Raw genomic sequence first — 21,192 nt, forward strand, 5'->3', positions numbered from 1 at the left:
GGCGGTGTGCGGGGACGGGGGTCAGCGCGAGGTGTCGAAGACCTCGTCGCGGGTCGCGGTCAGCGCGGTCTCCAGGGCCCCGCGCAGCACGGGGTGCTCCGTGACCGTGCCGATCGCGAGCCGGGGCCGGGAGGCGGCCAGTTCCGCCAACTCGTCCTCGACGAGGGCGCGCAGGGCTTCGCCGCCGGCGGTGAGCGAGGTACCGCCGAGGACGACGAGTTCGGGATCGAGGACGGACACCACCGAGGCGAGTCCGGTGGCGAGCCGGGTCGCGTACGTCCGCAGCAGCAGCCGGTGCTCGGGGGTGTCGCCGGCGGCCGCGCGGGCGACCAGCGCCGCCGCCGCCTCGTGGGGTGGTCCCGGGGGGACCGGGGCCACACCGAGTTCGCGGGCCAGCCGGGGGAGGGCCTGCGAGCCGGCCAGCTCCTGGTAGCCGCCGCTGTTGGCCCTGGTGACCTTCCGGACGAGTGGCGCGCCGGGGACGGGGAGGAAGCCCACCTCGCCGGCTCCGCCGGTCCAGCCGCGGTGCAGCCGGCCGCCGAGCACGAGGGCGGCGCCCAGCCCCTCCTGGTTCCACAGCAGGACGAAGTCCCCGTGCCCGCGTGCCGCGCCCAGCCGCTGCTCGGCGATCGCCACCAGGTTGACGTCGTTGTCGTACTCCACCGGCATCGGCAGCGCGGCGGCGAGTTCGTCGAGCAGGGTCGGGGAGTGCCAGCCGGGCAGGTGGGCCGCGTAGCGCAGCCGGCCGGTGCCCGGGTCGAAGGCGCCGGGGGTGGCGATGACGAGCCGGCGCACAGCGGCCCGGTCCAGGCCTGCCGCCCGCACCGCACCGTCCAGCGCGTCCACCACCTGCCGGACGACCGGGTGCGAGGGTCCGCGACCCGTGGTCGGCAGCTCGTACGTGCCGACGGTGCGGCCGGTGATGTCGGCGACGGCGGCGCGGATGCGGCCCGGGGCGACGTCCAGTCCGGCGGCGTGTCCGGCGGCCGGATCGACCTCGTAGAGCCGGGCGCCGGGGCCGGGCCGGCCCTCGCTGGTGCCGCCGGCGAGGACCAGACCGGCCTCCTGGAGGCGGGACAGCAGGTGCGAGGCGGTCGGCTTGGACAGGCCGGTGAGGCTGCCGATCCGGGTGCGCGAGAGGGGGCCGTGCGCCAGCAGCAGGTCGAGGGCGGCGCGGTCGTTCATGGCGCGCAGCGTGCGCGGGGTTCCCGGTGTGCCGGCGGTTCCCGGCATGGCGTCGACACCTGCCTCTCCGGTGGGGCGGTCCCGGGTGGTCCGGCTCTCCGCGGCGGCCCGGATGCGCCGTCCGCCCGGACCGCCGGCGAGGACCACTGTAAGGAAAGTTTCCTGTCAGATGCAGGAAGGTAGGCCCGGCGTGGACGCGCCGTCAAGGCATCGCGCCCCGCGCGGCGGCGGGTACGCGCCGTCGGGGCGCGGACGGGTGCGGGGCGGCGGGACCGCGGGTGCGCCGTCCGCACCCGTCGGCGGAACCGCTCACGGAGCGCGGCCCGCGGCGCACCGCCCGGACGCGTCCCGCCGGGGTCGGTGCCGGTGGTCAATGCGACTGGGGCCGGTCCGGCGGGGTGAGGGGTTCGGCCGCCCGGGTCTGCGGGGACCGCGGGTTGGCGAGGGCGGAGGGGGGCGCGACGGAGGCCGCGGGATCGGGCGCGTCGTCCTCCTCGGCGGGCGCGGTCGCACCGCCGACGATGCGGATGTCGGCCGCGTCGAAGGCGCGTTTGATGCGCCAGCGCAGTTCCCGCTCGACCGTGGTGTCCTTGCCCGGCATGGTCTTCGCGGACACCCGGACGACCATCGAGTCCAGCAGGACGCTGTCCAGGCCCAGCACCTCGACGGGACCCCACAGCAGCTCGTTCCAGGGTTCCTCCCGGCCCATCCGCCCGGCGACGTCGTCCAGCGTGTCCTGTACGACGTCGAGGTCCTCGTCGCCCTTGAGGGTGACGTCCACGTTGGCCGTGGCCCAGCCCTGCGACAGGTTGGCGATGCGCTTCACCTCGCCGTTGCGGATGTACCAGATCGCCCCGTTCGGCCCGCGCAGCTTCGTCACCCGCAGGCCCACCTCGACCACCTCGCCGGTGGCGACTCCGGCGTCGATGGTGTCGCCGACGCCGTACTGGTCCTCCAGGATCATGAACACGCCGGAGAGGAAGTCGGTGACCAGGTTGCGGGCCCCGAAGCCGATCGCCACGCCCGCGACGCCGGCCGAGGCCAGCAGCGGGGCCAGATCGATCTGGAACGTCGCCAGCACCATCAGCCCGGCGGTCCCCAGGATCACGAACGACGCCACCGACCTGAGCACCGAGGCGATGGCCTGCGAGCGCTGCCGCCGCCGTTCGGCGTTGACCAGCAGCCCGCCCAGCGCCGAGCCGCCGCCCGGCCCGTCCGTGCGGCCCATGCGGGCGATCAGCCTGGTGATGGCCCGCCGCACCACCACTCTCAGCACCGCGGCGATCACCAGGATCACCAGGACGCGCAGTCCGATCGCCAGCCAGGTGGACCAGTTCTGCTCCACCCAGCTGGCCGCGTTGGTCGCGCCCTCCTGGGCGTCCCGGAGCGAGGGCACCGCCGGGCCGGTCGCCCCCGAGGGGGACGGGTCGGCGGCCGGAGCGGCGGCGGGCAGGGACACGGCAGGTACCTCCAGGTGCGGTTCTGCCGCCGGTGGGATGTCGAAGGTCACGAAAAGGTCACCGGTCGGGCAGGGGGACCACACTAACGGGGCATTGCGTGTGCTCCTGCCCGAAACGGAAGGGAGAGGCGGTCCTCACCCGGGCGTGAACCGCCCGTCCTGCGGGGGATGCATCAGGGTGTGGTCGAAAACACTCCCAGCCCGTTACCGGGACATGGTGGCGCGTTCACCAGGCCTGAGGGGAGACTGACTACGGATCGTCCCGGCGCGAGCCACGCGCCGCCGGCGTACAAGGAGGCATCCGTGCCGCATGTCCTGGTCCTCAACGCGTCGTACGAGCCGCTCGGCGTCGTACCGCTCCGCCGCGCGCTCGTCCTCGTCCTGGAGAACAAGGCAGTCTGCCTCGAGGAGTCCGGCGCCTATCTGCACAGCGCAACAGTCACCGTCTCCGCACCCAGCGTGGTCCGGCTCAAGCGATTCGTGCGGGTTCCCTACCGGGGCCCCGTACCTCTCACCCGGCGTGCGCTGTTCGCCCGCGACGGGGGCCGGTGCATGTACTGCGGTGGCGTCGCAACCAGCGTCGACCACGTCATCCCGCGCAGCCGCGGGGGCAAGCACGTCTGGGACAACGTGGTGGCCTCCTGCCGCCGCTGCAACCACGTCAAGGCCGACCGCCACCTGTTCGAACTCGGCTGGCGACTGCGCCACAAACCCGCCCCGCCCTCCGGCCTGGCCTGGCGCATCATCGGCACCGGCCATCGGGACCCGCGCTGGTTGCCCTACCTGCAGCCGTACGGCGCGGAGGAGGCCCTGGCCCGGATCGACGGCATATCCGCCTGACGTCCGGGCCTTCGTGCACCGGGCGGCCGGCCGCCGCCGTGGGTGGCCGCACCGCCGGTGGGGCGGTCCGGTGGGGCTCCGGCCGGCGCCCGATGCGCCGGCCGCCTTCGGGCTGCCGCCCGTCGCCCGGGACGCCGCGGCATGGTCCGCCGCCGGTGCCGGGGCACTCGTGCCGCACACTGCGACACTCGCGCCGAAACCGTTGCACTTTCCCGTGTGCACCGCTCCCCCCCGGAGCCGGGGAGGACGGACACGCTCGCCGCAGGCAGTCCGCACGGGGGAGACGGGAGCCGAAAAACCGGCCCCGCAGTGCGCGGAGCCGGTACGGGGGTCTCCCGGGGGAGCAGCCGTGAGCGCGGCCGTGGTGCGGCGGCCGGTCAGGCCTTCTCCACCGTGCCCTTCGGCTTCGGCTGCCGGTCCGCGGAGCGGTCCAGCACGATCACCAGACCGGCGATGACCGCGAAGATCGCCAACGGGATGGCGACGTACAGACCCAGCGTCTCGCCGACGCTGAGGCCCGAGCCGGGGTCGTCGCCGTCGTCGCGGGTCAGCGCGAGCGCGGGAGACGACATGAGCAGCATCATCAGCGTCGTACCGGCGGCCAGGGCGCCGGCGCGCAGGGCGTTCTTCTTGTCCACCCTGCCAACGTAGCGAACGCCTCGCGGGGCCGCGCGGCCGGGGGTGCCATCGAGGAGCGCCGCGGGCGCGGCGCGCCGGTCACCCGCCGCGCCGGACGACCTCCATCAGGGCGCGCAGCCGGGGCGAGGCGGCCAGTTCCTCCAGGGTCACGGGGCGGCCCTCCGCGTCGGCGATCGGCAACCGCCAGTTCGGGTACTGGTCCCAGGTCCCCGGCAGGTTCTGCGGCCTGCGGTCGCCGACGCAGTCCGGCAGCCAGATCCCGATCAGCCGCGCCGGGGTGCGCAGCAGGAACCGGTGCACGGCCTGCACCTCGGCCTCCTCCCGGGACCCGCCCGGTCCGTCGCCGTCCCGCAGCAGGCCCAGCCGCGCGAGCAGCGACAGCCACTCCCCGGTGTCCGCCTCGGCCTCCGCCCGCTCCTCCTCCACCGGGCGGGTGAGCAGGCCGAGCCGGTCGCGCAGGTCGACGTGGTCCCCGCTCAGCCGGGCCGCGGTGGGCGGCAGGTCGTGGGTGGTGGCGGTGGCCAGGCAGTCGGCCCGCCACCGCTCGGGCGGCAGCGGCCGCCCGTCGCCCTCCCAGTCCCGCTCGAACCACAGCACGGACGTGCCCAGCACGCCCCGCTCGCGCAGCGCCTCGCGGACCCCCGGCTCCACGGTGCCCAGGTCCTCGCCGATCACCGACGCCCCGGCCCGGGACGCCTCCAGCACCAGGATCGCCAGCATGGCCTCGGCGTCGTAGCGGACGTAGGCGCCCTCGGTCGGCGCCTCGCCCTGCGGTACCCACCACAGCCGGAACAGGCCCATCACATGGTCGATGCGCAGCGCGCCCGCATACCGGAACAGCGCCCGCAGCAGGCTGCGGTACGGCGCGTACCCGGAGGCGGCCAGCCGGTCCGGACGCCACGGCGGCAGCCCCCAGTCCTGGCCCCGCGCGTTGAACGCGTCCGGTGGCGCGCCCACCGACATGCCCGCGGCGAAGTGGTCCTGCTGCGCCCAGGCGTCCGCGCCGCCCGGATGCACACCCACCGCCAGGTCGTGCACCACCCCGACGGCCATCCCCGCCTCGCGGGCCGCCCGCTGGGCGTCCGCGAGCTGCCCGTCGGTGAGCCAGGCCAGGTAGCCGTGGAAGTCGACGCGGTCCCTCAGCTCCTCCCGGGCCCGCGAGGTCTCCGGCGAGCGGGGGTCGCGCAGCCCCTGCGGCCAGCGGCTCCAGTCCGGCCCGTGCACCTCGGCCAGCGCGCACCACGTGGCGTGGTCCTCCAGCGCCCCGCCCTGCTCGGTGAGGAACTCCGTGTACGCGGACCGCCGGCCGGGGCTCAGCGGCACCCGCCGCACCAGCTCCAGTGCCTCCCGCTTCAGCTCCCAGACCGCGTCCCGGTCGATCAGCGCGCCCTTCTCCAGCACCCCCGCGCGCAGCCGCCCGGCACGCTCCAGCAGCGCCGCGATCCGCTCCGGCTCCTCGACCCGGGTCACCTCGGGGACGTCGGCGACGCGCACGTGCACCGGGTCGGGGAAGCGCCGGGAGGACGGCCGGTACGGGGAGGGATCGGTGGGGGTGCCCGGCACCGCCGCGTGCAGCGGGTTGACCTGTACGAAGCCGGCGTCCAGGGTGCGCCCGGCCCAGTCGGCCAGCTCGGTGAGGTCGCCCAGGTCGCCCATGCCCCACGAGCGCTGCGACAGCAGGGAGTAGAGCTGCACCAGCAGCCCGTGCGAGCGTCCGGCGGGCGTCGGCAGCCGGGGCGGCGCGACCACCAGACGGGCCTCGGCGTGCCGGCCGTCCGGCGCGGTCGCGGTCAGCCGGTGCACACCGGGCGGCAGCCGGTCCGCCCCAGTGCGCGACTCCCCCTGCTCGGTCCGCACGTGCAGCCGGGTGCCGGGAGGAAGGGCGGAGACCGCCGCCGGTGCCGCCTGCCGGCCGTCACCCCAGCTCACCACCGTCGGCGGCAGCAGCCGGCCGTCCAGTTCCCGCTCCCGGGCGACGAGGGCGGTGCGGGTGGACTCGGCGCTGCTCGCGTCGACGTCGAGGGCGGCCAGCACCCGGACCAGGGCCGCGGCCGACGCCCGCACCGTCCGGTCCGGCGAAGGGCGGTAACCGGGGGCGACGCCGTGCAGTTCGGCGAGTCGGATCAGGTCCGCGGACGGCGGGGGGTGAGGGGCGGCAGCTGCCATCTAGGACCTCGTGCCGCAGTACGCGTAGTCGTGGTCGGAGTCGTAGTCGGACTCGCTGGTCAGCGGCGTCGTGTCGGAGAGGGGCGGTTCGCTGGTCAGGGGCTCGGAGTCGGGCAGCGGAGGCTCGCTGGTCAGCGGCATCTCCGCGCTGGGACTCTCCGAGCTGAAGAGGTATCGCTGCGGGGCGTCGGGTTCGGCGGTCGGCTCCACCGCCTGGCGGGGTACGGCGGTCGGCTCCGTGGCCTGCCGGGGCAGGGCGGTCGGCTCCGCCCCGGGTTTGGACAGGGCCGAGAGCAGAAGGTGTGCCGATGCGGCCACGATGGTCTCCTTGTCTGGTACGGATTCGTGCGGTCTAGAGCCCTACCCAGTGCGGGCGATGCCAGACGTCCGCGGAGCGAACGTGACCCATCTCCTCACGATCCCGGCCCGCACATCATCCCAGAGGAGGGCAATCAGGACAGGATAGGGGGTCGTCGGCGGGGGGAGTCCACCCGAGCGGCGGGAGCGGGACACCGGGGCGCCGTGCCCGAGGGCTGCTACCGGCCTGTCCCGGCGGTCCCCGCCAGCAGCCTGCGCAGCAGGTCGGCCAGCAACTCGGCCTGCTCCGCGTCGAGGCTTCCGCCCAGGGCCTCCGTCTGGGCGTCGAGTCCGGCGCCGACCGCCTCGTCGACCAGCGCCAGGCCCCGCTCCGTGAGGGTGACCCGCAGGGCCCGCCGGTCGTGCGGGTCGGGGGAGCGGCGCAGCAGACCCGCGCGCTCCAGCTTGTCCAGGCGGCCGGTCATGCCGCCGGTGGTGAGCATCAGGGCCGCCGAGAGACTGCGCGGCGGGAGGGCGTACGGCTCCCCGGCCCGGCGCAGCGCGGCCAGTACGTCGAACTCGCCGCGGGAGACCCCGAACCGCGCGTAGGTCTGCTCCATCCGGTCGCCCATGGCACGGGCGAGCCGGTGGACGCGCCCGAAGACCTCCATGGCACGGGTGTCGAGGTCGGGCCTCACGGCGGCCCACTGGCCGATGATCGCGTCGACCGCATCGCCCGGGGACGCCGCCGGAGCGAGGTGCTCGCTGCTCATGCGCCGAGTATCGGCCGCCCCGCGCTCAGCCGCAAGAAAGTGACTGGAGGGCAAGTTGCTCGGAGCCGAGCCGGTCACCAGCAAGCCGCCCGCGGAAGGTGGGCACGCACGGCAGGGCGAACGGGAGGGACCGCACCGGGCACCGGCGGGCGCCGGGAAGCGGGGGGAGGCCCGGCCCGCCGGTGGCGGCCGCCGCGAGCGCCGCCGCCGGAACGGCCCGCCCCGCGGCGCCGGCGGCACGGCCGGCTCACCGTCCGGGCGCCGCCCGGCGGGCCCGCCGCCCCCGCCACCGGGTGCGCACCCACAGCACGTGCACGGTGCCCAGCGCGGCGACCACGGCCGCCGAGTCCAGCCGGCGTCCGGCGGAGTTCCCGGCGCCCAGGCCCGTCACCGCCCGGGCCAGCAGGGCGACGTCCGCGGGCAGGGTCACCGTGGCGAGGAAGGCCAGGCACAGCACCGTCCCCACCACGAGCACCGCGCTGTACACCCGCACCGCCCGCCGCTCGTGCCCCGGCAGACCCAGACCGGGGTCCGGGTCCCGGCGGCCCAGCAGGCGCCCGGCCGCCCAGCGCGCGTACGCCCGCCCGTCGCCGTACAGGTCGCGGCAGCGCAGCAGGTCCTGCAGGACGAAGTACAGGTCCGTACGCAGGAACACCAGTAGCTGGAACGGCAGCGGCAGCAGCGCCAGCACGGTCAGCGCGGCGAGTATCCGGTGGGCCGTCCCGGCGGTGGCGCCGGCGGCCAGGGAGGCCGCCGCGGCCACCGCGAGGTTGGCCCCGATGCCCGCGAGATACGCCGTCATACGGTGCCGCCGCGGCGCCAGCTCGATACCGCTGATGTCGGTCTGCATGACCAGGAACTGCAACCGGGTGCCCAGACTCGTCCGGCCGGGTACGCCCGTCGCCCGCGCGGTCACCAGGTGCGCGCCCTCGTGCAGCAGCAGCAGCGCCCAGCCGGCCGCCGCCCCGAACCCGACGACCGCACTGCCGCGGTCGCTCCACAGCAGCGTCCGGTAGCTCAAGGCCACCCGGGTCGGAGCCAGCAGGGCGGCCCCGACCAGCAGCGCGAGCAGGACCGGCACCGCCGGAGCGAGCGTCCAGCGCACGTGCCGCGGCCGGATCCCGGGGAGCGTCGGCGCGGGCGGGGCGGGCGAGGGCACCGGCCGGCCGTCCACCTCGGCGACGAACCCGAGGTCCAGCAGCGCCTCCACGAAGTCCCCCACGTCGAGGTCCCGGTCCGTCTCCGCGCGCAGCCGCCGCGCGGTCTCCGCCGTGCTCAGCCCCTGCCCGAGCAGGTCCAGGGCCCGCTTGCCGACGTCGGGCAGCGCCACGAACCGCCCGGTCTCCAGCCGGCCCACGATCCACTCCCTGCCGTCCGGCCGTGCCGCCAGCTCGTGCAGCCGGACACGGCTCACCGCCCCGCGTCCCCGCAGGCCGGGCAGTCCGGACGGCGGGGGTAGCGCTGGACGACCGGGTCGCCGGGCAGCATCAGGTTCAGACCGAACCGGGAGCCGGGCGGCAGCGCCGGGACGCCGGTCAGGACGGACATCGCCGCATGGGCGAGGAGGCCGCCGGAGAGGCCGGCGGTCACCGCGTTCGCCGGGTTCCACGGCATCCGCGGAGAGGCGACCCGCTCGTCCGTGCCGGCCGGCAGCCGGAGATCGCGCCGCTCGGCCTCTCCCGCCCGCAGGCACTCCCAGCAGCCGCCCCGCCCCGGGACGTACACCCCGGCGGTCACCAGCGGGCCCCGGTAGCCGGCGTCCACCCAGGGCAGGCCGGCCCGCAGGCACTCCCCGTTGACCCAGCGCCGCAGCGCCTCGGGGCGGTCCGCGGCCAGCACCAGCAGGCCGTACCCGCCGCCCCCCGCACCTTCCCCCGCCGCGCCCCCGCCCCCGATCAGCGAGGCCACGTCCCCGGGGCCGCGGGCCTCCCGGCGCTCCCCGGTGACCGTCACGTCCGAGTTCAGCGCCCGCAACGCGGCGACCGCCGCGGACACCTTGGGCCGGCCGATGTCGGACTCCCGGAACAGCGGCTGCCGGTTCAGGTTCGACAACTCCACCACGTCCGGGTCGACCAGGTGCACCCGCCCGACCCCGGAGGCGACCAGGCTCTGCGCCGCGTACCCTCCGGTTCCGCCGACGCCGAGCACCAGGACCCGGGAGCGGGCCAGCGCGAGCTGCGCCTCCCACGCGCTGGCCCGGGGGGCCAGGTCCATCCAGCGCAGCAGCGGCACGCCGCGGCTGTGGCGCTCCCGCTCCCGCGCGGACACCGGCACCGCCTCGGCCGCGTCCTCCACGTAGCCCGCGGCGAACAGATCGGCCATCGCCTGCCGCACGTCCCCGCCGTCCGCCCCCGGATGCCCCTCCCGCACCCGGTCGACCACCGCGAGCGGGGCCCGCGAGCCGTCCATCGCCTCCACCAGCAGCCAGAGCCAGCCCTGCGGGTCCGCGATCTCCGCGCCGATGCCGTACACCACGCTGCCGATGCGGACGTGGCCCTCGGCCGTACGGTAGGGCCGGTGCTCCGGCTTGATCCGCGGCCGCCGCAGCGGCACCGCATCCCCTGTCACGCAGTCACCTCCCGGTGCGCACCCGCGCCCTTGACACTGTTGTGCACCGGTATGACTCTTGGCAAGAAGCCTCCAGGGGCCTTGTGTTCAGGCAGTACGTCCAGGCAATTCCCTTGCACCACAGTCATGTTGAGCGAGAGGAGTGCACGTGGCCGAGAAGATCGTGATTCGCCCGCTGGACAAGAAGGAGACCACCGGGGACAGCAACTCCCAGGGCGCTTGAACGGAGCACAGCGTGCGGACACCGCCGTATCCGGCCGTCGGTGATCTCCTGCGGCGGGCCCGCGCACTGACCGCGGCGGCGCCCGGGGTGCTGCGTCTGCGCACCGTCGGCGAGGGCCGGGCCGGGCGACCGCTGTGGCTGCTGTCCGCCGGCCGCGGCCGGCGGCAGATCCTGACCGTGGCCGGCGCGCACGCCAACGAGCCGGTGGGCGGGGCGTCCGCGCTCCGCCTCGCCCGGATGCTCACCGGCCGGCCGCACCTCCTTGCGGACCTCGGCTGCACCTGGCACTTCCTGCTCTGCCTCGATCCGGACGGAGCGGAACTCGCGCACGGCTGGCAGCCCGAGGAGCCGGCGCCCTCCCTCCAGGAGTGCCATCTGCGCTTCTACCGGCCTGCTTTCGCCCGCCAGCCGGAGTCGCTGCCCGCGGCGGGCGGCCCCGGCAGCCCGCTGCCCGAGTCGGCGGCACTGGTGCGGCTCCTGGACGAGCTGCGGCCGGTCGCCCAGTTCACCCTGCACGGCATCGAGTTCGGCGGCGCCTTCACGATGCTGACCCGCCCGGTGCCCGGCGCGGCCCGCGCCTTCCGGGACACCGCGGCCCGGCTGCGCATCCCCCTCGACCACCACCCCTGCGACGGCCCCGACTGGCGCCCCGACCCGCCGGGGGTGCTCCACCTGCCGGCCGGCAGCGCCGGCAGCGAGCGCGACCCGAGCGGCTTCGTCGCCGAGAGCACCTGGCTGTACCCGCGCCGGTACGGCACCCTGACCGCGCTGGTGGAGGCACCGGCCTTCGGGGTCGCCGCGGTCGCCGACCCCCGCCCGGCCCCCGATCCGCAGCGCGAACTCGCCCGACTGGGCGAGGTGCTGCTGGGCCGCTCCCGGGAACTGACCGCGCTCCTCGGCGGGCGGACGGACGCGGACGTCCCCGCGGCCCTCGCGCCGCTGCGCGACGCCGCCCGGGAACTCCTGGACGTGTCCCCGTCGGTGGTGGCCACCTGGACGGCCGAGGAGGGCGGCGGCTCCCTGGGCCACTACGCCACCCTGGGCCTCGCGGCCCGCCGGATACCGCTGCGGGTGGCCGGCATGATGCGCCGCGTCCTCGCCGGCACCGACCCCCGTACCGCCGACGCCCTCGCGGACCTGGTGCGGGAGTGGTGCCGCGAACTGGAGAAGACGTACGAGCCGCGCTGGGTGCCGGTACCCGCGCAGACGGCACTGCACCTGCGCACCATGCTGGACGTGGCGCGCCGCCTGTGCGCGGAGGACGGCTGACCGCTCCCGCCCGCCACTCGGCGCGTCGCGCCGGGACGGCACGTCCGGCCCTTCCCTCCGCCCACCGGCGCAGCGCCGCGGCGACGGCCGCTCCCGCCCGCACCGTCCGTGCCCCGCCGGGACGGCGGGTCGGGCGGTCCGCTGCACAAGGGGCGGGCGCCGGGCCGTCCCACCGCGCGGCGGGCGGGCGACCGTTGCCGCGCTCACCCGCCCGCCGCCGCGCCGGGCGGCCCGCCCGCTAGCGGCCCGCAGCCGCGTCCGCGGCCTGCGCCCGCAGCGCCCGCTCGACACCCGAGCGGGACTCCGACACCAGGCGCCGCAGGGCCGCGGTCGGTTCGGCCGAGGACAGCCAGGCGTCCGTCCGGTCCAGGGTCTCCTGCGTCACCTGGACGCCCGGGTAGAGGCCGACCACGATCTGCTGGGCCATCTCGTGCGAACGGGAGTCCCAGACCTCCTTGAGCGCCTCGAAGTACTTCCCGGTGTAGCCGGCCAGCAGCTCGCGCTGGTCGCTCTGCACGAAGCCGGAGATGACCGCCTCCTGCACGGCGTTCGGCAGCTTGTCGGACTCCACGACCGAGGCCCACGCCTCCGCCTTGGCCTCCGCGGTCGGCCGGGCCGCCCGCGCGGTGGCCGCGTGCCGCTCACCGGCCGCGGTCCGGTCCCGCTCGTACTCGCCGGAGATCTCCGCCTCGTCGAACCGGCCCACGGCCGCCAGCCGCTCCACGAACGCCCAGCGCAGCTCCGTGTCCACGGCCAGGCCCTCGACCGTCTGCGAGCCGTCCAGCAGGCCCTCCAGCAGGTCCAGCTGCTCCGGGGTGCGCGCGGTCGCCGCGAAGGCCCTCGCCCAGGCGAGCTGGTGGTCGCTGCCCGGCTCCGCCGTGCGCAGGTGGGCCAGCGTGGCGTCCGTCCAGCGGGTCAGCAGCGCCTCCCGGGCGGACGGGTCGGCGTACAGGTCGATCCCCAGCTTCACCTGCCGGTGCAGCGACTGCACGACACCGATGTCCGACTCCTTGCCGATGCCGGACAGCACCAGCGACAGGTAGTCGCGGGCCGCCAGCTCGCCGTCCCGCGTCATGTCCCAGGCCGAAGCCCAGCACAGCGCGCGCGGCAGCGACGCCTCGAAGTCGCCGAGGTGCTCGGTGACGGTCCGCAGCGACTCCGCGTCCAGCCGCACCTTGGCGTACGACAGGTCGTCGTCGTTGAGCAGCACGACCGCCGGGCGCTCCCTGCCGACCAGCTCCGGCACCTCGGTCAGCTCGCCGTCGACGTCCAGCTCGACGCGGTCGGCGCGGACCAGCCGGCCGCCGTCCCCGTCGAGCGCGTACAGGCCGATGGCGATGCGGTGCGGACGCAGCGTCGGCTCACCGGTCGCGCCGGCGGGCAGCGCCGGCGCCTCCTGGCGGACGGCGAAGGAGGTGATGACCCCGTCCGCGTCCGTCTCGATCTCCGGGCGCAGGACGTTGATGCCGGCCGTCTCCAGCCACTTCCGGGACCAGGTCCGCAGATCGCGGCCGGAGGTCTCCTCCAGCGCGCCCAGCAGGTCGGACAGGCGAGTGTTGCCGAAGGCGTGCTGCTTGAAGTACGCCTGCACACCCCGGAAGAACTCGTCCATGCCGACGTACGCGACGAGCTGCTTGAGCACCGAGGCGCCCTTGGCGTACGTGATGCCGTCGAAGTTGACCAGGACGTCGTCCAGGTCGCGGATCTCGGCCATGATCGGGTGCGTGGACGGCAGCTGGTCCTGGCGGTAGGCCCAGGTCTTCATCGAGTTGGCGAACGTGGTCCAGGAGTGCGGCCACCGCGACTGCGGCGCGTACGCCTGGCAGGCGATCGACGTGTAGGTGGCGAACGACTCGTTCAGCCACAGGTCGTTCCACCACTCCATGGTGACCAGGTCGCCGAACCACATGTGCGCCAGCTCGTGGAGGATCGTCTCCGCGCGCAGCTCGTAGGCGGCGTCGGTCACCTTCGAACGGAAGACGTACTGGTCGCGGATGGTGACCGCGCCGGCGTTCTCCATCGCGCCCGCGTTGAACTCGGGCACGAAGAGCTGGTCGTACTTCGCGAACGGGTACGGGAAGTCGAACTTCTCCTGGAACCAGTCGAAGCCCTGCCGGGTCACCTCGAAGATCGCGTCCGAGTCCAGGAACTCGGCGAGCGACGGGCGGCAGTAGATGCCCAGCGGCACGCTCTGCCCGTCCTTCTCGTACACGCTGTGCACGCTGTGGTACGGGCCGACGATGAGCGCCGTGATGTACGTGGAGATGCGCGGCGTCGGCTCGAAGACCCAGCGGTTGTCCCGGGGCTCCGGGGTCGGCGAGTTGGACACCACGGTCCAGCCCTCGGGGGCGCGCACGGTGAACTGGAAGGTGGCCTTCAGGTCCGGCTGCTCGAACGCGGCGAAGACCCGGCGGGCGTCCGGCACCTCGAACTGCGTGTACAGGTAGGCCTGGTCGTCGACCGGGTCGACGAACCGGTGCAGGCCCTCACCGGTGTTGGTGTAGGCGCAGTCGGCGACGACGCGCAGGATGTTGCGCCCCTCCAGCAGGCCCGGCAGCGCGATGCGCGAGTCCTTGAAGACCTCGTCCGGGTCGAGCGGGTCGCCGTTCAGCGCGATCTCGTGCACCGCCGGGGCCACCAGGTCGATGAACGAATCCGTGCCGTTCTCGGCGACGTCGAAGCGCACCGTGGTCACGGACCGGTAGGTGCCGCCCTCCTGCGCGCCGGAGAGATCGAGGTCGATCTCGTACGAGTCAACGGTGAGCAGCTTCGCCCGCTGCTGCGCCTCTTCGCGAGTCAGGTTTGTGCCAGGCACGCGGTCATCTCCTCGTGATGTGTCGGTTGCGCCATCCTTCCACGCGAGTGGCGCGCGGGGCGACGACCCGGGCGGTCCGCGGCGGGCATGCGAAGGGGGCGGTCGCCACCATGGCGACCGCCCCCTCGCGCGTGGCCGTGCTCCCCGTGCCCGCCGGCCGGGAGCAGCCGGTCGGTCAGCCGGCCAGCTCGGCCGCCACCAGCTCCGCGATCTGCACGGCGTTGAGCGCCGCACCCTTGCGGAGGTTGTCGTTCGAGACGAACAGGGCGAGCCCGTTCTCCACCGTCTCGTCGTCGCGGATGCGGCCCACGTACGACGGGTCCTGTCCGGCCGCCCGCAGCGGCGTCGGGACGTCGGCCAGGGCGACCCCCGGGGCGCCGGCCAGCAGCTCCTTGGCGCGCTCCACGCTGATCGGCCGCGCGAAGCGGGCGTTGACCTGGAGGGAGTGCCCGGTGAACACCGGAACCCGCACACAGGTGCCGGAGACCTTCAGGCCGGGGACCTCCAGGATCTTGCGGGACTCGTTGCGGAGCTTCTGCTCCTCGTCGGTCTCGTGCAGGCCGTCGTCCACGATCGAGCCGGCCATCGGCAGCACGTTGTAGGCGATCGGGGCGACGTACTTGTTCGGCTCCGGGAAGTCCGCGGCCGCGCCGTCGTGGGTGAGCTTGGGTGCGTCCTCGCCGACCTTCCTGACCTGCTCGAACAGCTCTTCCACGCCGGCCAGACCGGACCCGGACACCGCCTGGTAGGTGGCCACGACCAGCGCCTCGAGCCCCGCCTCCGCGTGCAGCGGCTTCAGCACCGGCATCGCGGCCATCGTCGTGCAGTTCGGGTTGGCGATGATGCCCTTGGGGCGGTCGGCGATCGCGTGCGGGTTCACCTCGGAGACCACCAGCGGCACCTCCGGGTCCCGCCGCCAGGCGGAGGAGTTGTCGATGACGACGGCGCCCTGGGCGGCGACCTTCGGCGCCAGCGCCTTCGAGGTCGAGCCGCCCGCCGAGAACAGCACGATGTCCAGCCCGGTGTAGTCGGCGGTCGCCGCGTCCTCCACCGTCACGCCGTCCAGGACCGTCCCCGCGGAGCGGGCCGAGGCGAACAGGCGCAGCTCGTCGAGGGGGAAGTTCCGCTCGCGGAGGATCCCGCGCATGACCGTGCCGACCTGACCGGTGGCTCCGACGATTCCGACCCTCACGGCGACTCCCTGTCTCTCACACTTGGCCGAGGCTTTTCCATCATGGGGTCGACCCCGGCCCGGATGTCCAATATTTTGCGCGCTGTGTTCGCCCCTTGGGACGCCCGCGTTCCGCCCGCTGTTCCGGACGTTCCGCGAGCACCCCGGTTGAGCTGCGGGAACGCATCCCGGGGGCGGCCCGCGCCGGAGGCTCCCCTGCCCGCACCGCGCGCCGCCACACGAGGTGTGACGTACGCCTCGCTCCGCGGCCGGCGACGCGATCGAACGTTCCGGCCCGGTGCGACGTCGTAGGAGGGACACGCGGAGGGGGTGGCTTGTGCTGCGCGGATGGTCCCGGCGGGGCCGGGAGGCGCGGGCCGGCGGCGGCAGCGCCGGCGATCCGCTGGACGCCGTACAGGAACGCCGGGTGCGGGCGGTGCTCGCCCTGGGCGGGGTGCCGCAGGCGGACCTGCCGGACGGGGTGCAGCAGGTCCGCCTGCGGCTGCTGGAGCGCGCCGCGAGCGGCCGGGAGGCGCCGCGGGACGTCTCGGCCTGGGCGGCGGTGGTCGCCTCCCGCCTCGCCGTGGACTGGCACCGGGCCAGGCGCCGGCAGGAACGGCTGGGGGAGCGCCTCGCCGCCCTGCGCCCGCCGGAGCACCCCTCCGGGGAGGACCGCAGCGTCCTCTCCGTCGCCGTGGCCCAGGGCCTGGACGAGCTGCCCGAGGCGCAGCGCCAGGTCCTGGTGCTGCGCTTCTACGCCGATCTTCCGGTCCGCTCCATCGCCGAGCAGCTCGGCGTCCCGGAGGGCACCGTCAAGAGCCGGTTGCACGCGGCGGTACGGGCCCTGCGCGCCCGACTGCACGAGAACGAGGTGGTGTGAGGTGCCCCCCGACCACGCCGGACACGAGGACCACTCCGACCGCACCCCCGGTGCCGGCCGCGACGGACTCCCCGGCCGGGACGCGCGAGCCGGCCGGGACGCAGGACTCCCCGGCGGCGATGAACGACCCGGCCGGGACGGACTCCCCGGCCGCGCTGACCACCCCGGTCCCGGCGCGGCCACTCCGCATCCGCGGCGCGGCGACCCGCTGCCGCCGGACCCGCTGCCGCCGGACCCGCTGCCGCCGGACCCGCTGCCGCCGGACCCGCTGCCGCCGGACCCGCTGATGGCCGCGATCACGGGCGAACCCCTGCCCGAGGAGGCCCGCGAGGATGCCGCCCTCCTCGCCGAGCACCGCGCCGCGATCGCCGACGTGGCCCTCCTGCGCGAGGGGCTGACCGCCCTCGGCGACGCCCTGGCCGCGCCGCCCCGGCCCGAGCCGCCCCGCGCGCGGGCGGTCGCCCGCCGGCCCCGGCGCCGCCTCCTGCCCGCCGCGCTCGGCACCGCCGCGGCCGCCGCCCTGGTCGGGCTCGTCGGCTGGCTGGTCGTCCAGGCCGGGAGCGGCGCCCACGACGACGCGGCCGCCTCCGCCGCCGCGAGGTCCGCGGCGCAGGAGGCGGCGCCGGACACCGGCCGGCTCGGCGACCCCCGCTACCTCGCCTGCCTGCGGTTGCTCGCCGAGGGCGACGTGACCGGAGTGCGGCCGGTGCCGGGCACCGGCCGGCAGCGGGTCACCCTCAGGGTGACCAGGTCCTACCTGCCCGGACCGGGCGGTGCGCCCGCGGTGACCGTCCTCGTCGGTCCGGACGCGGTGCCCGCGCCCCGCGAGGGCGGCCACGTGCTGGTCGGCGTCGAACGGGGCGCCGCCACCGCCGGGGTGTGGGTCGCGGAGCCCGGCGCCCTCGCCGCCGCGCGGGCGGAACTCGCCGGCGCCCTGCCCGCCGCCCGCGGCCTGGGCTGCGGGTGAGGGCGGCGCGGGCGGCGGGCGCACGCGAAGGGGGCGGACGCCCGGCCCTCGGCCGGACGCCCGCCCCCGCGTTCCCGAAGGGTGCCGCCGCCTACTGCACGACGTTCCCGATCCGGACGCTGCCCACGCCGGCGACCGTGCCGCGGGCGTTGACCAGCTGGACCTGCCCGAAGAACTCGCGGCCCTCCGGGGCGGCCGCCGTCGCGGTGACGGCGGCGGAGACCGACGTGCTGTCGCCGGTGCCCAGCGAGACCGGCGCCGAACCGTCGACGGTGACGCTGCCGAGCGCGGCGGAGAAGAACACGTCCCGGTAGTCGTACTCGGTGGAACCGGCCGGGACGGAGTAGCCGTAGACCTCGACGGTGTACATGCCGGCGGCCGGCTCGGCGAGCGAGACCGCCTCCTCCGAGTCGCCGTCGGCGGACTGCCCGACGACCTTGCCGTTCTGGTCGTAGACCGTCAGGTCGAGGTCGGCGGAGGCGTCCGAGACGTTGCCGATGGCGACGTCCAGGGACTTCGCGCCCTCGGGGACCTCGACGGTGGTGGTCTGGGTCTCGCCCTCGCCGATCGTGGGCCGGGCCGACTTGGAGGAGCCCAGCGGGCCGCCCACCAGGGTGCCCTGCAGCGGGGCGTAGTTGTTCGTCACCGTCCAGGAAACCGGGGTGGGGGTGCCGACCTTCGCCTCGGGCACCGTCACGGTCTCCGGGTCGAAGGCCGCGCCGAGCACGGTGACGTCCAGCTTGTACGGGTTGTCCAGCAGCGGCGAGGTCCGCCGCGCCTCGACCTCGACCTCCCACACGCCGGGCTGCGGGTCGCTGTACGCACGCAGGTCGGGGCGGCAGGTGTTGTCCGGGTTGTAGTGCGGGTAGCAGTAGATCGTCGAGGTGTTGTCGACCGGGACGCCGTACGGGTGGATGGCGATGAACCGGGTCTGGCTGTCACCCTTCAGCCCGCTCATGGCCACCTCGAGAGACGTGGCGCCCTCGGGGACGGTCAGGAAGTACGAGCGGGTGCTGTTGCGCTCGATCCGGCCGGACGCGGAGAAGGCGTACTTCACCGGCGTCGACACCACGACGGTGGTCAGGATCTGCTTGTCGACGCCCTCGGTGCGCGGGTCGTCGACCTCCAGGATCGCGCTCGCCGCGCCGGCGTGCCGCGGCCTGGCCTCGACCTTGACGGTCACCGGCTCGTTCAGCGGGAGCCACACGGTGCTGCGGCCGACGATGCGGAAGGTGTGGTCCGCGTTGTTCGCCAGGTGCAGCCGGTGGCGGACGGGGCGGTCGGGACCGGACGTGCGGGTCACGGTGATCTCGTACGTCTTCCGCTGGCCGGCCTTCAGCCCGCCCTCGCGGTCGTACAGGCCGGTGCCGTAGCCCGGCGTCTTCAGGAACTGGTCGATCGCGGTGTCGACCGGCGCCTTGACGGTGTACTCATGGGCGGTGGCGTGGTGCCGGACGGCCTTCCACGCGTCGACGACGTCGATCAGGCCCGCACCCTCCTCGTACGCCTGAACGCCCCGGATGTGGTGGGCCGTCGAGGTGAGCGCCGTCCGCAGATCGGCCGGCGTCAGCGCGATGTGCCGCTCCTTGGCCGCGGACAGCAGCAGCGCCGTGGCGCCCGTGGCCTGCGGGGAGGCCATCGAGGTGCCCTGGAGCATCGAGTAGCCGGCCGGCAGCGAGTAGCCCGCCTCCTTCACCGGGGAGCCCGGCAGCCAGGTCTGGGTGCTGTTGATGGCGGCGCCGGGTGCGACCAGCGTCGGGGTGAAGCCGCCGTCCTCGCGCGGGCCGCGGGAGGAGAAGGGCAGCAGCTGGTACCTCCTCTTCACCACCGAGCCGTAGTTGGCGGCCCAGGTCTCCTTCGAGATGGCCGCGCCGACCGAGATCACCTTGTCGGCCAGGCCCGGGTCGCCGATGGTGTTGACGCCGGGGCCGGAGTTGCCCGCGGAGATCACCAGCTGCACGCCGTAGGTGTCGATCAGGCGGGTGTACAGCTCGGCGCGCGCGTTGTTGCCGTCGTTCAGCGCGGGCAGGCCGCCGATCGACATGTTGACGATGTCGACGCCGCGGTTGACCACCAGGTCGATCATGCCCTCGGTGAGCGCGATGTTGGTGCAGCCGCCCGACCAGGTGCAGGCCCGGGACGACACGATCTTCGCACCCGGGGCGGCGCCGTTCATCTTCCCGCCGAACAGGCCGTTGGCGGCGGTGATGCCGGCGACGTGGGTGCCGTGCTCGGACTCGATGACGCCGATGTTGACGAAGTCGGCCTTCTTGCCGACCCAGCTGCCCCCGTAGGGGTCCATCGGCACGTCCTTGCGGATCTGCACGACGAACGGCTGACGCTCGGCGACGTCCGTGGAGGGGTCGTCGGTACCGAAGTAGCCGACCTGGTGGCCGTCCTTGTACGGCTTCATCGGCGTGTCGTCGCTGAAGTCGTGGTTGTCGTTCAGGTCGACCCGCACGGTTCCCGCCGCCGGGTCGTACAGCACGCCCCAGGAGTCGGTGGTGTCGCCGTCCCGGTTGGCGTCGCCCTTGGCGTCACCGCCCGCGGTGTAGGACTCCTTGAAGAGGCTCATCCGGTACGAGCCGGCCGGCGCGGTCCAGGTCCGGCCGCCGTAGGCGAAGCTCGGCCCGGAGACGTCGCTGACCATCGGGCGCCAGGTGAGGTCGCCGTCGACGATGGGGTCGGTGGCGGTCACCCAGTCGACGATCTTGCGTTCGCCGGTGGTGGTCTTCTGCAGCGCCGGGTGGCCGAGGTCGACGCCGGAGTCGAGGATGCCGATGGTGACGCCGCGGCCGTCCGCCTTCGGGTTCTTCTTCACGAAGTCGACGGCGCCCGTCTCGAAGGACGGGTTGTACGGGTTCTTGGCGGGGGTGTTCGCACCGGGCCCCGGATAACTGCGGTTGTGCCTGCCGCTCCTGATCCCCTGGACGGTGTCCGCGGCCGGCGTCGGGTCGTCGAGCTGGATCTCCTGCCGCAGGTCGATGGCGTGCACGGAGGAGAGCTTCGCGGCGGCGGCGATGGCCGCGTCGGCCTTCGCGGTCGGCACGGTGGCGCGGACGTAGCCGAGCTTGTCGTAGGCGAGGCCCACGGAGCCGCCCTTGACGCCGTCGAGCTCCTCGGCGACCTGCTCGGTCTGCCCGGGGGCGGTGGCGACCATCATCGTGACGGTCCTGTCGCCCTTGGCCTTGGCCGCGGCGAGCGCGTCGGCGTCGTCCGAACCGAGCTTGTCGTGTGCGGACTTGGCGCCCGGGTCGGTGGCGGGGGGTGCGTCCGCCGCGGGCGGGTTGTCCGCGGCGAAGGCCAGGGGTATCGGCCCGGCCGCGGACAGCGCGGCCACCAGGCCCGCGGCCACGGCCATCCGCACCGCGCGTCTGGTACCCGGTGTCGGGTCGCTCTGGGGGGTGTTGGTCATCGGCATCCCTTGCAGGTAAAGGAGCGTGGGTGAACCGGCCAGGACGGATCGGCCCTGGTCGTACGTGTCCGGTAGGCGACCCCGGACGATCGCTCAGCTTTACCCAAGGGCCCGTTCATTGGGGAGTGTTGACCGAATCGAAATCGATGTATGGGGAAAACCCCCGATGCGTTACGGGGTGGTCTGTCCCGAAGAGGGCGGAAGCCGGCTCCGCCGGAGGGGCGCGGCCCTCCCTCCCGCGACCGGCCGCTCATCACGTGAGCGGACGGCGGTCCGCGAGCGGTTGCCGCCTCCGCTCGTCCGGCGCCCCCGCCCTTCCCGCCACCGGCCCTCCGAACGCCACCGGCCCTCCGAACGCCACCGGCCCTCCGAACGCCACCGGCCCTCCGAACGCCACCGGCCCTCCGAACGCCACCGTTCCTCCGAACGCCGCCGGACGCGCAGGGCGCCCCCGCCCGTCGACGGCTGCCCGCCTACCCCGCCGGATGAACGCTGCGTGACCAATCCCCGGCCACCGAGGGAGCT

General features: G+C 74.8%; 15 protein-coding genes. 4 read left to right on the forward strand and 11 right to left on the reverse strand.

Translation table 11 applies throughout. The features are described from left to right. Positions 1 to 21: 21 nt before the first annotated feature. Both ACL02U_RS09960 and ACL02U_RS09965 read right to left on the reverse strand, forming a co-directional pair. Positions 22 to 1,233, reverse strand: coding sequence for an ROK family transcriptional regulator (locus ACL02U_RS09960; protein ID WP_412790332.1), 1,212 nt, complete (start codon positions 1,231 to 1,233; stop codon positions 22 to 24). A 322-nt stretch (positions 1,234 to 1,555) separates the two neighbouring features. Continuing rightward, complete coding sequence (locus ACL02U_RS09965; RefSeq protein WP_412790333.1) at positions 1,556 to 2,695, reverse strand: mechanosensitive ion channel family protein; 1,140 nt, start codon at positions 2,693 to 2,695, stop codon at positions 1,556 to 1,558. 252 nt (positions 2,696 to 2,947) lie between these two features. Between ACL02U_RS09965 and ACL02U_RS09970 the strand changes: the two genes are divergently transcribed. Then, positions 2,948 to 3,484: an HNH endonuclease gene (locus ACL02U_RS09970; RefSeq protein WP_412790334.1), complete on the forward strand. Its 537-nt coding sequence runs from the start codon at positions 2,948 to 2,950 to the stop codon at positions 3,482 to 3,484. 377 nt (positions 3,485 to 3,861) lie between these two features. Here ACL02U_RS09970 and ACL02U_RS09975 read toward each other — a convergent pair whose 3' ends face one another. From ACL02U_RS09975 to ACL02U_RS10000, 6 genes are all read right to left on the reverse strand, one after another. After that, the gene (locus ACL02U_RS09975) at positions 3,862 to 4,122 is read right to left on the reverse strand and encodes a hypothetical protein (RefSeq protein ID WP_412790335.1); all 261 of its coding nucleotides are present in this window, start codon (positions 4,120 to 4,122) and stop codon (positions 3,862 to 3,864) included. Positions 4,123 to 4,201: 79 nt separating this feature from the next. Then, complete coding sequence (gene malQ, locus ACL02U_RS09980) at positions 4,202 to 6,289, reverse strand: 4-alpha-glucanotransferase (protein ID WP_412790336.1); 2,088 nt, start codon at positions 6,287 to 6,289, stop codon at positions 4,202 to 4,204. After that, a complete protein-coding gene (locus ACL02U_RS09985; protein WP_412790337.1) occupies positions 6,290 to 6,607 on the reverse strand; it encodes a hypothetical protein in 318 nt (105 codons plus the stop codon). It lies immediately after the preceding gene. Between the two features lie 218 nt (positions 6,608 to 6,825). Continuing rightward, positions 6,826 to 7,359: a MarR family winged helix-turn-helix transcriptional regulator gene (locus tag ACL02U_RS09990; protein ID WP_412790338.1), complete on the reverse strand. Its 534-nt coding sequence runs from the start codon at positions 7,357 to 7,359 to the stop codon at positions 6,826 to 6,828. A gap of 247 nt (positions 7,360 to 7,606) precedes the next feature. Further along, complete coding sequence (locus ACL02U_RS09995; RefSeq protein WP_412790339.1) at positions 7,607 to 8,773, reverse strand: hypothetical protein; 1,167 nt, start codon at positions 8,771 to 8,773, stop codon at positions 7,607 to 7,609. Beyond that, positions 8,770 to 9,891 (reverse strand): HesA/MoeB/ThiF family protein, encoded by a 1,122-nt coding sequence (locus tag ACL02U_RS10000; protein WP_412790386.1) that lies wholly within the window; start codon positions 9,889 to 9,891, stop codon positions 8,770 to 8,772. Before ACL02U_RS10000 ends, ACL02U_RS09995 begins: the two co-directional genes overlap by 4 nt. 271 nt (positions 9,892 to 10,162) lie before the next feature. Here ACL02U_RS10000 and ACL02U_RS10005 point away from each other — a divergent pair, with 271 nt between their 5' ends. After that, positions 10,163 to 11,419: a M14 family zinc carboxypeptidase gene (locus ACL02U_RS10005; protein ID WP_412790340.1), complete on the forward strand. Its 1,257-nt coding sequence runs from the start codon at positions 10,163 to 10,165 to the stop codon at positions 11,417 to 11,419. 238 nt (positions 11,420 to 11,657) lie between these two features. On the opposite strand, the gene pepN is transcribed toward ACL02U_RS10005, so the two are convergent. Both pepN and ACL02U_RS10015 read right to left on the reverse strand, forming a co-directional pair. After that, complete coding sequence (pepN, locus tag ACL02U_RS10010) at positions 11,658 to 14,234, reverse strand: aminopeptidase N (protein ID WP_412790341.1); 2,577 nt, start codon at positions 14,232 to 14,234, stop codon at positions 11,658 to 11,660. A gap of 175 nt (positions 14,235 to 14,409) precedes the next feature. Further along, positions 14,410 to 15,426: an aspartate-semialdehyde dehydrogenase gene (locus ACL02U_RS10015; protein WP_412790342.1), complete on the reverse strand. Its 1,017-nt coding sequence runs from the start codon at positions 15,424 to 15,426 to the stop codon at positions 14,410 to 14,412. A gap of 316 nt (positions 15,427 to 15,742) precedes the next feature. Here ACL02U_RS10015 and ACL02U_RS10020 point away from each other — a divergent pair, with 316 nt between their 5' ends. Continuing rightward, entirely contained in the window at positions 15,743 to 16,285 is a 543-nt protein-coding gene (locus tag ACL02U_RS10020; RefSeq protein WP_412790343.1) for an RNA polymerase sigma factor, read from the forward strand. Between the two features lies 1 nt (position 16,286). Next, the gene (locus tag ACL02U_RS10025; protein WP_412790344.1) at positions 16,287 to 17,252 is read left to right on the forward strand and encodes a hypothetical protein; all 966 of its coding nucleotides are present in this window, start codon (positions 16,287 to 16,289) and stop codon (positions 17,250 to 17,252) included. 91 nt (positions 17,253 to 17,343) lie between these two features. Here the strand turns inward: ACL02U_RS10025 and ACL02U_RS10030 are convergent, their stop codons facing one another. After that, positions 17,344 to 20,667, reverse strand: a complete 3,324-nt coding sequence (locus ACL02U_RS10030) for a S8 family serine peptidase (RefSeq protein ID WP_412790345.1) — start codon at positions 20,665 to 20,667, stop codon at positions 17,344 to 17,346. Positions 20,668 to 21,192: the final 525 nt, after the last annotated feature.

This window comes from Streptomyces sp. MS06, from assembly GCF_047200655.1.
GTDB lineage: Bacteria > Actinomycetota > Actinomycetes > Streptomycetales > Streptomycetaceae > Streptomyces.

What these genes read in the sequence shown, in the direction of transcription:
- ACL02U_RS10030 (WP_412790345.1), bottom strand. Translation starts at nt 20,667, where the DNA reads ATGACCAACACCCCCCAGAGCGACCCGACACCGGGTACCAGACGCGCG.
- ACL02U_RS09960 (WP_412790332.1), bottom strand. Translation starts at nt 1,233, where the DNA reads ATGCCGGGAACCGCCGGCACACCGGGAACCCCGCGCACGCTGCGCGCC.
- ACL02U_RS09990 (WP_412790338.1), bottom strand. Translation starts at nt 7,359, where the DNA reads ATGAGCAGCGAGCACCTCGCTCCGGCGGCGTCCCCGGGCGATGCGGTC.
- malQ (WP_412790336.1), bottom strand. Translation starts at nt 6,289, where the DNA reads ATGGCAGCTGCCGCCCCTCACCCCCCGCCGTCCGCGGACCTGATCCGA.